Annotated in this window: 7 protein-coding genes (1 of these 7 cut by a window edge); 5 read left to right on the top strand and 2 right to left on the bottom strand. The window is 40.9% G+C overall.

Translation table 11 applies throughout. The annotated features are described in order from the left end of the window. Positions 1-340: 340 nt before the first annotated feature. Together ACQV1I_RS18645 and ACQV1I_RS18640 are read left to right on the top strand one after the other, a co-directional pair. Complete coding sequence (locus tag ACQV1I_RS18645; protein WP_116334820.1) at positions 341-4,324, top strand: S-layer homology domain-containing protein; 3,984 nt, start codon at positions 341-343, stop codon at positions 4,322-4,324. A gap of 83 nt (positions 4,325-4,407) precedes the next feature. Further along, on the top strand, positions 4,408-5,280 hold the full coding sequence (locus tag ACQV1I_RS18640) for a hypothetical protein (RefSeq protein WP_094700912.1): 873 nt from the start codon (positions 4,408-4,410) through the stop codon (positions 5,278-5,280). Positions 5,281-5,300: 20 nt separating this feature from the next. Here the strand turns inward: ACQV1I_RS18640 and ACQV1I_RS18635 are convergent, their stop codons facing one another. Further along, the gene (locus tag ACQV1I_RS18635; protein ID WP_094700920.1) at positions 5,301-5,729 is read right to left on the bottom strand and encodes a hypothetical protein; all 429 of its coding nucleotides are present in this window, start codon (positions 5,727-5,729) and stop codon (positions 5,301-5,303) included. A gap of 432 nt (positions 5,730-6,161) precedes the next feature. Between ACQV1I_RS18635 and ACQV1I_RS18630 the strand changes: the two genes are divergently transcribed. The 3 genes from ACQV1I_RS18630 to bluB all read left to right on the top strand — a co-directional run bounded on the left by ACQV1I_RS18630 (position 6,162) and on the right by bluB (position 12,788). Then, positions 6,162-10,757 (top strand): immunoglobulin-like domain-containing protein, encoded by a 4,596-nt coding sequence (locus tag ACQV1I_RS18630; RefSeq protein ID WP_116334819.1) that lies wholly within the window; start codon positions 6,162-6,164, stop codon positions 10,755-10,757. 18 nt (positions 10,758-10,775) lie between these two features. Next, positions 10,776-11,981, top strand: coding sequence for a DNA-binding protein (locus ACQV1I_RS18625; RefSeq protein ID WP_116334818.1), 1,206 nt, complete (start codon positions 10,776-10,778; stop codon positions 11,979-11,981). Positions 11,982-12,134: 153 nt separating this feature from the next. Beyond that, a complete protein-coding gene (gene bluB, locus ACQV1I_RS18620; RefSeq protein WP_018673576.1) occupies positions 12,135-12,788 on the top strand; it encodes a 5,6-dimethylbenzimidazole synthase in 654 nt (217 codons plus the stop codon). A 127-nt stretch (positions 12,789-12,915) separates the two neighbouring features. Here the strand turns inward: bluB and ACQV1I_RS18615 are convergent, their stop codons facing one another. Next, positions 12,916-13,270, bottom strand: the 3' portion of a protein-coding gene (locus ACQV1I_RS18615; RefSeq protein ID WP_094700915.1) for an NCS2 family permease. It continues 947 nt past the right edge of the window; only the last 355 of its 1,302 coding nucleotides appear in the window; the start codon falls outside the window, past its right edge; the stop codon is at positions 12,916-12,918.

Below are 13,270 nucleotides of genomic sequence, written 5' to 3'. Positions count from 1 at the left end.
ATCCTTTACATTATGTCAACAATCAGTTACATATTGTTATGTTTTCTTGTCATAAACGTAAGATATACACCTGGAGGGGACACAGGATTGAAATAGGTTTGAGGCTTACTATATTTTAGGATGAAAGCTTCCATTTTGATACGGTATGTCTTTAGACTGTGAAGGATTGTTTTCCTTGTTTGGATGTTAGGATTGGAATAAATTTGGAAGATAAAAGTTTTTCTTTTGCTGAAAAATAAAGCTAAAAACCTTAATATTTACAACGTTCTTACCGATATAAAGAAATGGGTATGTTTTTCTTTGAGGAGAAACACACAGCAAAAATAGAGGAGGGGAACGAATGACCAGAAGGATATTGCACGCACTGTTAGCGTTAGTCATGATGCTGACCGTGATTCCGTTTTATCCGAATGGCGTAGGTGCGGCTAGTAGCGGGAATAACTTTATATTTGAAAATCTCCCTGAGATCGTTAATTACAAGTATCTATCTCTTGAGGGAACATTAAATCAGGTTTCTCCCATTGGCGTTAGTTACACGGTAACACCGAAAAACGGAACAGAGGGTCCACAAAAGACGACGGGAGTTATCGTTTCAGATGACGGTAGACGGATTCGTGTTGCAAACATTGAATTGTTCCCAGGTGAAAATACAATTACGTTTCGTGGGAAGAATGGTGCTTCCGAGATAACTTCTTCGATTAAAGTGACCTATATTGATACGCCACTTTTGTATAACCTACAGTTCAAATCGGGTTCACAAAAACTACCTTTGAACGAACAAAATGCAACGGTTGTAACAAAGCGTTTTACAACTAGTAACGACATTTTTACAATTGAGGGGAATGCTCCTAACGTTACAAAGGTAATCGTGGAAAGCGACGGAGACTCACGTTCAGCATTTGTAAATGAATCAGCAGATAACTACTTTATTATCAGTCAGTTGAAATTAAAAAAAGGAAAGAACGTCCTTACATTCAAATTGACCAATAAAGATCAGGTTATTGAATCAAAACGAGAAGTCATTTATTTTGATGGATCGGCTACTTTTTTTGATACAAAGGTATCCGTACCCGATTCAACAAGTAAAGTAAATGAATATGATTTAAAAGATTTTCCAATGATCTTGTCTAAAGGTACACCACAGCCTGCTGACTTTACCTTCACAGGTGATTTGATGATACCTGTGGACAGTAGCTTTACTCCGGCTGCGAGTACAGTAGAAATTATGAAGGTTCGCTTCTTTGAAGGTAGCCTATCTGGTACGGCATTAGCGAACATCACGTTTAAACATGCAGAATTAACTAAACAGGCGGACGGGGCTGAGTATCATCATTACCGCTATAGCTTTAAAGGTAATCAGTTACTTGCAGGAAATCCACCTGATGATCCATTAGCACCAAAGCCAGGAGCACCAGCAGTATTCCCATTTGAGATTGGCAAACGCTATACAGTGGCGATGGATGGATTTAATCCAGTGCAGTCAAATAAAGAGGCTTCTAGCGTATACGATACAAACAGCGATTTTGGCTATACCATCAAGGATGATAGCAAGTTCCAAATTACAGGTGCAGAGTATATCCAATCGGACAAAATACCGACCGGAAATGACGAAGGTAATAAATTTGATGCGAATACTACCATCAATAAATTGCCATTCTCAATTGCTCTATTAACTAAAAATCTAGGTGCTGTTAATAAAATCACCGTTCATGCGATTGGACAAGGCGGTGGTAAAGTTCCAGTTACTGTTAGTCCCGCTACGGGAACAATTCGCGGTGAGCGTCTCTGGTTCACAATTAGAGAATTGCCAGTTAATGGGACACAAACGTTAGAGATTGAGGTTGAAGGCACAACTGGTAATGATAGCTATTCCATTCAAGTGACATCAGCTTCTGGACCTGTTCAAGAATTCGCCAAGATCAAAGATGGTCAGGTTTTTGATTATGATCCAACGATTACTGGTTACGAAGACAAGCTGGTTTCTAGTATGAAAGAATTTGAGGGTACTGTTAGTAATGTGGAGCTTGATGCAGCTAGCTATACAAACGGTACGATCAAGCTGACTTTGAATAACAGCGATATTCCTTTAGAACCAAAAGGTGACAACTATCACTTTAAAATGAAATCTGGTACAAAGGTTAGCTTTATTGAGGGTCAAAATACCTTGGTCTTCAAGTACAAAAAAGGCAATGTCCTGTACGAAAAAACGTACAAAATTACACTGTTATCCAATAACTATCCTGAAATTCCAAAAGGCGGTACAGAAGGGATTTATCCTTATGCAACAGAGAAGCCTTCTAAAGACAATCGCTTTACTGGAAAAGACGGAGTGTATACAACCAAAGAAAAGAAAATGAATATCTTTGGTACCTTTGATTTTATTGATCTGCCAGATACGACTGCCGGTATCGAAGCCAGACTTAATGATATGGAGAAAGATATCGATGGTGGTAATGAACCAAAATATGTACTTGAAATCAAGTCTTCTGATGATAAGTATGACAAAAAATGGATTTTAGGGAAGAACAAATTATTAATTGATGGAAAAGACACTTGGGGAAGCAAAGAAGTCGACAATTTGGAAGTTAAGTATTTGAAGGACAAAAAATACTTTACGTTCATTCTATCAAATATTGAATTACCTAAGGATGGCACAAAACTAGTTTATACCTTTACTGTTTACAATAACGGGGTAAATGGTACTTCCAAATCAACTGCTCGCTTGGAAGTTCGTGCGCCAGGCTTAATGTATGACATTGTTCGACCTATCCTGCCACGTCAAGCAACCTTGAATCAAAACTTTGTTGAAGTAGTAATTGATGCACCAGGAGCGGATAGTATTACATTTGGCAAAAATAATGTTGCGACAAAAGTGGACTATGACAGCGATATGGACGGAAAAATTGATTACCCGAATGCCTTTAGAGCGATCATTACTGATCTAAAGCCTAACAAGGCCAACAAAATTAGCTTTACGGTGAAGAGTGCAAGTGGCGATGTCGTAAATGACTCGTTTGAGGTATTCTATGCATTAAGTACGATTCCAGGCTCACAACATATGGCACCAATGACTGCGAAAACAAATATTTTTGAGAAGCAGTTAAACCTGACGTTCCCGAAAGATACGTATCTAGTTCGCTACGATTATAACGTACCAGAGAATTTGAGAGGTCAAGTTTTCAAAGGCCATAACATCCTATACGGAATTGCTAACAAAGAAGATGGCGTTGTAGACCGTTTTGATTATTTGCAAGAGAGACCAAAAAACTTTGATGATGTGATTGAGGACTTGGGTCGTGATTTCGAACATTCCTTTGATTCACATTTTATAAAAGCATCGAATGTATTCTGGATGGATGCAGGTTTAGCTGATGATCCAGGTACAAAGGAAGACTACGATCCGTACCCATATGGTATGTTGCCAATCATGCCACGTGCGTTAACTGACAGCTTGAAGCTGTATAACTTTAACGATGTTCCTGTAAATCGCGTGCTTGTACCAAACAAACGCGGTACGCTAGAGCTTGCATACGATCCGAATGTTGTCTCGGATGCATCTAATCATCTAACTGTAATGAGATATGACCCGAATAAGTTCTTCTGGGAAAATCTTGGTGGTAAGGTGAATGTGAGCAAGAAAACCATCTCTGTTCCATTTGATAAGTTTGGTTATTATGTAGTAGCCAAACTAAACGATTCCTTTGTAGATGTTGTGACTCATCAATATGCTCGCAACCAAGTAGAAGCAATGTTTGCTAAAGGTGTTGTTAAAGCGGATAACGAAGTGGAATTTAAGCCAGATACAGATACGACACGCGGTGAATTTGCGGCAATGGTCGTACGTGCCTTGCAGCTTCCATTAGTAGATAACCCGCCAACACAGTCGTTTGTGGATGTGCCGTTTGATTACAATGGTACTCAAAAGTACGACTACCGTCACATTGAAACAGCAGCACGTTTGGGAATCGTTCGCGGTAAAGAACCGAAGATTTTCGAACCGAATAGTAAGATTACACGTGAAGAGGTTGCTGTTATTTTAGCGCGTGCGCTGAAATTGAAAACGGAAACCAACGCAGCAAAAACAAAAGCAAACTTAACAAAATTGTTCAAGGATGCGCCATTGGTTGACGCATATGCAGCTCCAGCTGTAGTGGAAATCGCCAAGAAAAAACTGATCATTGGTTCTCCAGTAGATCCGAATGATACGAAAAAAGGCTATGTATTTGAGCCAAAAGCTAACATGCTTCGCGGTGATGCAGCGATTTTAATGGCTCGTGTCATGGCGATGCAAAAACTGATTCCTGCTGTTACAGAAGTTAAGTAGGAGCTAGATGAAACATAGCGAAAACCTTCCTGGCCATTTAGGTTATAAGGAAGGTTTTCTGCTAATCACAGGGAGGACATTGTATGAAAGGAATGAAATTAATCGCCTTATCTACCGCATTACTTGCACTTGGTGGCACAACCGTTTTTGCAGCTACGCAATTAGTGAGTCCATATGGGCAAGAGGGAAACTACCAAAAGGTTGCTCTGACGGTAGATCGTTCACCAATTAACGAACGTGGTATTGTAATAGAGGGCAAGGTATATGTTCCAGTCGAGCCATTGCAGAACCTGCGCAAACTAGCTTATTCTCAGGACGATGCCTCTTTTGTAACACATTTGTTCTTTGGAGGTTCGGGAGGTTCCACGACTCTTACGCAAGAAGCACAACGCGTGATGGGGAATAAAGATGTATTAAACACCTTAATGCAAAGCATTCCGTATGAATCTAAGAATTACCATTCAGGCATGATGCTCCAAGATTTACAGAACATTGCCTCGCTAGCAACCCAGATGAAAAAGACAACGGATACGTTAAATAAAGCGATCTACAGTAAATTAAATCAAAATGTTACTCCAAATGTGGGTATGCTAAAACAGACATACACGTATGCAACAGTTCCGATCGAAATTATGCGTGATCGAATGGAAGCTTTGTCTGATGAAATGGCAGACAAATTAAGCAAAAGTGATAGACGGAGAATGGATGATGTCATTGAATTGCTAAATGATGCAGTAAAATATAAGCAAAAATCAGTACGCACTTTTGAGGATTGGCTGGAAAGCTCTGATGAGGACGATTTAGAAGACATGCGTGACTATGAAAAGGATGCCAATAAATACATTGATGAAGCCATTAAGTATTTAAATGGATTTGACGCTAAAAAACCAGGTAAAAAATATTCCAACAACTTGCGAGATAGTGTATTGGAATGGATTCGTAAAACAAATAAATAAGCAACAGACAGGCGCGGCTCTTAACGAGTGGCGCCTGTATTTTTATCACTTATCAGTCTCATTTGCAACACTTCCTCTATATCCCCGACCTGAAGTACAAACTGTCTAATTTCTTGATGATCCACCCCATGCCTTTCAGCCTGTTCTTTCAAGGCTCTGAGATTAATCCCAAACTTTCCTGGCTTTTCAGGATGAACCAGCAAATCTCCTAATGTGACAGTAAGTCCTAATAAATCTGGATCGAAGTCTTCTGCTTCTTTTCTTTGAAAAGGGGCTGTAATCGGTATATAAGCTCGCTCTTTGTTCCAATCAAGTTCTGTTTCCCGAAAAGTAATGACATACCAGAGAGGAGCTAAACGATTTTCCAAGTAGTCGTAATAAACATTAATTTTCATGATGTAAATATCCTTTCCCGGGAAACGTTTCGTGTTTTCCCCGTAAGCATCCATCTTTTTCAAGAATTTGCCTGCTTTTGAAAAGCTTAAACATGTAATACCTTTGCCAAGTAAACCACCATGGTGAAAGTAATACAACTAAAAAAGTCGAGAGTAACACCGCATGAGTTCATTAAAACGGTCTATGCTCAGTCCGTTTACCTGATACAAGTTCGGAGCTCATGAATTTAAATTTAGAAAATTTTTACAATTTCCTAATGCTAGCTTTGTCTAAAATTCACATTACCATTTTATACTAACAGTGAGAATGATCGTAAAAGTTTCATTTTTTGAAAAAATCCTACCAAATGATCATGTAAAAAGTGAAACTCTACCATATAGTGAAAATACCAGAATATTTTTTCCTATTTTTCTGAAATAGGGAATATACTGGCAGATCTCATTATCGTTATTTTTCAAAAAATTGATCCAAAAGGAGTGAATGAATTGTCACAGCGAAAAAGGCATTTGAAATGGTTGAATGTTTTCATGGTTCTCTGTATGGTATGTTCATTTAGCCTACCTGTTGCTGTACAAGCGGCAGACACATCGGAAGTGCAAGAAGAAGTCGCACCTCAAGGAGTAGTAACATCCCAAGAAGAAATAGCACCCCAAGAAGTGATGGAACATGTAAAACAAAAGAAGGTGAAGGTGAGGGATGTATCTGCTGTCAATGGGGAGATGACAATCACGCTATCTGATATCCCAGAAGATACGCCGGAACCAGGGAATTTTCAGCTTTCAGTCAAAGAGAACATCTTTGAAGGCTGGTCTTCATTAGAAGCGACTGACTTCGTTTGGGATGAATCCAGCAAAACTGCCCGTGTCCATTTTGAATCAATAAAAGGCGGGGAGCTGGATAAACGGGTGACTGTGCGTGTTGAGGCGTACGGCTCGAACAAAACAGCAAGACCATTTCTTGTACAGGCTACCTCTAGCAAAGTGTTTGCTGTGAAGATAAACAACCTAGCAGACGATAATATCCTAGAGATCGATTCTGCTTTAGATGGAAGTCTAACTTTGAAAGCGGTTGCAATTGATAGTAGAGGAAGAGAGATTGAAGGAAAAGCAGTGAATTGGAGTTCTTCAGACAGGCGAGTTGCTACTGTGAATGAAGAAGGTGTTGTTACAGCAAAAGCAATTGGACTAGCCATTATCCAAGCGGAGGTAGATCATCGAATTGCACTGTTTCCAGTCGTAGTAAAGAAGCCTGGTCCATCCATCACCTTGTCTACTAGTAGCATACATGAATCAGATGCTAATGATGGAGGTATTGCCGACTCACTTCTAGTAGAGCTTCATCATGCCAAGTTCCTGCCTCTGTTCTTTAAATCAAGCGTACAAGTAAAAGATTTACCGGAGGGACTCAGCTATACAGCTAAGCTGGAAGGAGACGATCAGCTTAGAATCACCTTCTCAGGAAAAGCAGTGAAACATGAGGTAAAAGACAGCGTTGATCATGTGTACGTGATTGTGAAGCATGATATGGTATTTGGTGCTCTTGCTCATTTGGTTTCTCCAGAATTTTCCATAAATTTCAAAGATTCCAAAAACACAAAAGTACCTACGTACTTGGATGCGAAACTAGATGAACATAATAAACGAATTACCTTACGTTTTGATGAAGAAATTACCTCGGCTGTTTCCGAGAACGAGTTACGTGGGGCTATTCAAATAGCAAGAGACGGAAGTGACTTCGCTCCTCTTAAAGAAGGGGATCATGTTTCCTTTGATGGGCAAAAACTAATCGTTACATTGGCTCAAGGTCTGCGAGGAAGCGATAATAAGATTCGTCTTCAAGCCAATACGATTCAAAATGTAGCTGGTAATCGGTTAACAGAAGAAGTTGTATCGGAGTCGTTGGTAGCTAGTATTGCTTCGATCGCAGACTTGAAACAACGAGTAAATGAAGTTGTAACTCTCCAAGGTATCGTAACAGCGGATAACGCTTCGATTGGCGGTGGAAAGCTGTCCACGTATATACAGGACGAGACAGCAGGCATTAATTTGTTTGCAAGTAAATGGGCCAGTTATCCAGATTTAAAAGAAGGAGATTTGGTTCAAGTAACAGGTAAAATTGTTGTTTATAAAAATTTGACAGAAATCACCCCAGAAACATCAGCGGATATCGTGGTGATAAGCACAAGGAATCATGTGCCTGAAGCAAAATCCTTGACAGTAGCCCAACTTAATGAAGCAGCTCTAGCGGAAAAATACGAAGGAATGCTGATCTCCTCACAAGTATATTTACTATCTGTTCCAAGCAGTGAATCTGGTGGGGGCTATAACTTACGTATGATTGATGAGAATTTCCAAGGGATTACAGTTCGTGTTATGAAAGAGAGCGTAGACGTAGCACAGCTCACGGCAGGTAAGTGGTATCAAGTGGAGGGTGTTTTAGCTCAATATAATGATCTGCATCAAATACTTCCACGTAAACAAACGGATTTGAGCGTATTACAGGATCAACCGCCAGCTCCTCAGCCAGGAGAAGCTTTTCCTTCTATTGTGAAGGATGTGGTGGATGGCGATACGATTCACTTGTCTCAGCCGGTTCTTGGGATAGATACGGTTCGATTTGTAAATATGGATACGGCGGAAACCTACCATATGAAAGATCCTAATTTTGACTATACCAAGGTTTACAACGGTACAGACGATAGCAGTAAAGATAAAAACCAAAAAGCTCATGGCGAACGAGCTAAACACCATTTAAAAAAATTAATAGCTCCAGGGGACTCGATTACGATTAAACCAGCATCCACGCCCATTGATGCATACGGTCGTCTTTTAGCAGAAATAATTCTTGCAGATGGTCGCAACGTTAATTTGGAAATGGTGAGAGATGGATATGCCAGCATGTATATCATCTGGCCAGTCAAGGATGAGACATTTAAGCAGTACTCTAAAGCCGTCAAGGAAGCAAAACAAGCAGGAATTGGTATTTGGAATGCACAAGACCCGTTGACTGAATTACCGTTTGAATTCCGTGCTCGTGAACAGAAAAAGACACTAAGCCGTCCTGTTGGAGATGCTAGTACAAAAACCTATGTACAGCCTTTCGATTTTCAGAAGGTTGCTGTAGAAAATCGTCTGTTCTTTACTAGTACGCAAGAAGCAGAACAAGCTGGTTATACTTCGGCACCTACTGAAGAAAAAAATAGCTTGTCAACCATTCGTCAATTACCAGACAAAACCCCGATCGTGACAGCTACAGGTGTGGTAAGCACGGTTTCAGACAGTCGAAACAGTTTTTATATACAAGATGACAAAGCAGGTATTCTGGTATTCCAACCTGCAACACAAACTTCAGTGAAACCAGGAGATATGATTACCATTTCAAAAGGCTTGAAGGATACGTACAACGGAGAAGTAGAAATTATGCAAGCTGAATTCTCCATCACAGGTACGGCCACTGAACCTCAAGCTATTTCTGTAGAAGCAAACCAACTAGTAGACAAGCAAGGAATGCTGATTCGCTTGGCAGAAGCAACCGTTTCACAGGTTTCCCCTAGTAAGCTTGTAGTGACGACCTCGACTGGTTCAATCGAAGTTTTTTTAGGGAAGTACGGCGTCAGCTTGCCTGAATTACGTGAAAAAGACGTGGTGGATGTAACTGGAATTGCTTCTATCTTTAAAAGCACCGCTCAGGTATACCCACGATCTGTAAAAGATATTGTTATTTTACGCAGTGGACTTACTGATGTAGATCGAGTTGCCGCAGATAAAGCTTCTCTATTCGTAGGAGATGAGAGTGACACAGTTCGTACTGATGTGATTTTGCCTACAAATGGTGCTTATGGATCGGCAATTACCTGGGTATCTGATCAACCAGCTATTATTTCGGAGCAAGGAAAAGTAACTCGCCCAACAAAGGGTTCGCCAGATGCAAAAGTGACCTTAACAGCTACCCTCAAAAAAGGGACCAGCAGTGATACGAAAATGTTCTTACTTACCGTACCTGCTCAAACAATCACGGACGAGGAAGCAGTAGAGACAGTGAAAGCAAGTCTGAACGTAACCTATGATGGTACGGCTACAAGCGTTTCTTTACCAAAGATGGGTGCAAACAATGTTTCGATCCAATGGAGTTTGCAGGACAACGCCCATTCAACCATCGTGCAGATTGAAAACGGACATGTGAACAGAGCTGCTGTTTCTAAGGCCACAGACGTGGTGCTAATCGCTACTATTAAGTTAGGGTCTGCCCAATTACAGAAAGTATTTTCTATTAGAGTAACTCCTTTAGGGGATGTACCTGTTGTTCATCCGATTACCGCAGCAGACACGCAAATAACTGGCACAGCTAAACCGGGAACAGACGTAACAATTCGTACAGGAACGATAGTAGTAGGCACTGGCAAGGTAGACCAGCTAGGAGCTTTCAATGTGAAAATTCCAGCGCAGCCAGTGGGAACTGTACTCGAAATCATTGCCAGCAATTCAGCAACTCAGTATGAGAGTGAAGCAGTCTATGTATTGGTAACAGAATCAACAGGAGCACCAAGCATCATCAGTGTTGACGATATTACTGCTTCCGTGCGAAAAGGAGCGAATTACACCTTACCTACGACCGTATTGGCCTCGATGAGCAATGGCAGTAAACAGCAAGTACCAGTAGGGAGCTGGAATCCGAATGTAGCAGATACAAGTAGCTTAGGAACATTCAGCTTTGAGGGAACAATCGAAGGGTATACCCAAAAGGTTCGTTTAACCTTGCAGGTGACAGAGGAGGAAGCGGGTCTGACAGTAGCTCAAGCCTTAGCTCTACCACAAGGTACGACAATTACACTTGAGGCGTACGTACAAACGGTTGAGCCAAATGCGCAATTTGCTGGTTATGGTATTTATCTTGCTGATCAACCAGGAGACGAAACTACGAATGCGCTGATCGTAAAATTTGCTAATGCAGACCATAATGGACCGTATGCTGTGGCAAATGCTGCTGGTAAAAAAGTAAAAATCACTGGGATACTACATGATAAAGCGTATTTTAGCAAAAAAGGAATCGCCACCTATACACATATTCAGCTCGTACCATAAGGATAAGGAGGAATTACGATGTTTCGTTCATCTTATTTTCTAGCTAAGAAGGTTTGGAAGGGGGCTATTGTTCTAACACTAGCAGCTTCCACTTTGTTCACAAGTTCAGTATGGGCTGAAGGTCCTCAAGATCCAGCTCCGTTTATCTCTGCAAAGGGTACCCCTCTCGGCAAAAAGGTGTTATTTGACAATACACATGGACAAACAGCAGGAGCGGCAGATTGGGTTATTGATGGCGGTTTCTCTGACTTTGCTAATGCGATTGCTCAATCCGGCTATGATGTGAAGGAATTACGCAAATCAACGCCGATTGTATATGACGATCTGAAAGAATATGCTGTGTTTGTCATTGGTGAGGCCAACATTCCTTATAAAGTATCCGAACAAGCAGCAATGATTGAATTTGTAAAAAATGGCGGTAGTATCTTCTTTATTGGTGATCACTATAATGCGGATCGTAACAAGAATCGGTGGGATGCCTCAGAAGTGATGAATGGATATCGTCGTGGAGCGTGGACTGATCCGGCTAAAGGAATGAGTGACGCAGAGCGTAATTCTGAAGCAATGCAAGGGGTAGCTAGCTCCGATTGGCTGGCTGATAACTTTGGCATTAAGTTTCGCTACAATGCGCTTGGAGATATAAATGCAAACAACATTGTGAGCCCTGCGCAAGCTTTAGGAATTACAGAAGGTGTGTCTAGCGTAGCAATGCACGCGGGTAGTACACTTGCTATTGTTGAGCCGACAAAAGCGAAAGGAATCGTTTATCTGCCAAAAACGAATGCGAAATGGGCAAATTCTGTTGATAAAGGTGTATATAAAGGCGGTGGAGTGGAGGAAGGACCGTATGTAGCCATCGCTAAGCTTGGAAAAGGTAAAGCTGCTTTCATCGGTGACTCCTCTCCGGTAGAAGATGCTACACCGAAGTATCTACGTGATGAAAATGGTCAAAAGAAGAAAACCTATGATGGTTTTAAAGAGCAAGACGACGCTGTGCTACTTATTAACCTAATAAATTGGTTAGCCAAACAAGAGAATTACGAAAATCTTCAACAGGTGCAAGGCTTAAAGCTGGATACGATGACCCCGCTCATTACGACTGGTCCAGAAAACGAAATTCCTTCCCAAACGATTGAACCACAAAAAGAGCCATGGTCAGCTCCTGCCGCTGGTTATAAATGGTGGGATCCTAGTACTTTTGCTAAGGGTTCTTACGGAAAATAAAAATTGTCACAAAAAATCTCCTACTGTTGGTGGGAGATTTTTTGTACGATTAGAGAGGAGAAAAAATACTCCAAATGCTTGGTGAAGTTCGACTCCTACTTTTTTCTGAAAATGAGTAACTTGAACAAAAAAACATCTAAGGAGATAAGCAAAATGCTTCAATTTACTGAACAAGAAAAACAAGGCGTGTATAAAGCGATTGAAGGGAGACGGGATATTCGAAGTTTTTTGAAGACACCATTACCTGAAGATGCTATTCAACGAATTTTAGAAGCGGGGCATCATGCTCCTTCTGTTGGTTTTATGCAACCATGGAATTTTATAATGGTCACAGAGCAAGAAATTAAAGATAAGCTAGCTTATGCTGCAGACAAAGAACGACGTGCACTGGCTATTCATTATGAAGGTACAGATCGAAGTGATCGTTTTATGGGGATCAAAGTTCAAGGGCTACAAGAAGCTCCCCTGACCATCTGTATTACAAATGATCCGACGCGGGGAGGTGCGCACGTCCTTGGTCGTAATTCAATTCCAGAAACGGATGTCTTGTCAGTAGCATGTGCGATTCAAAATATGTGGTTGGCTAGCTGTGCAGAAGGAATTGCACTTGGATGGGTTAGCTTTTATAAGAAAGCCGATGTCCGTGAAATCCTGGGAATACCTCCACACATTGAACCAGTGGCCTTACTTTCACTAGGTTATACAAATGAGTACCCAGACCGTCCGTTATTGGAAGTTCTTCAATGGGAGAAACGGCGTAATTTGCAGGAATTAATTTTTCAAAACGAGTGGGGCGTACAAAAATAAAGATGTAGTGGCAACCAAGTCTTTGGAAACTAGAGCGGTCTTAGTTATAAGAATTAGAATGTACGTTAGGTTCTTGTTTAGTAAAAAAGAAGCCAGGATTTATATCCCGGCTTCTTTTTTGTATCTATTAGTGAGGCACAGCGATTAGCTGAAAAGCAAATAAAACGCCAAATAGATAGACCAAAGGATGAACTTGACGCCAGTTACCTCTTAGAATTTTCATCAGTGGGTACGAAATAAACCCTAGTGAGATCCCAGTAGCGATACTGGAGGTAAGCGGCATGCTCAACAAAACTAAGAAAGCAGGAAAAGCTTCATCGGGTAACTCCCAATTAATGTGACGAACACTGCCAACCATCAATGAGCCAACGATAATGAGCGAAGGAGCGGTGATCGCAGACAATCCTGATACAGAGCTAATTAATGGACCAAAAAAAGCACCAATTCCGAGTAACAGGGCAATAAATACGGCAGTAAGTCCG

This window comes from Brevibacillus sp. JB24b (genome assembly GCF_051713385.1).
GTDB lineage: Bacteria > Bacillota > Bacilli > Brevibacillales > Brevibacillaceae > Brevibacillus_B > Brevibacillus_B laterosporus.
The sequence above is the reverse complement of the archived record's forward strand: the minus strand, read 5'-3'. Positions and strand labels throughout refer to the sequence as shown.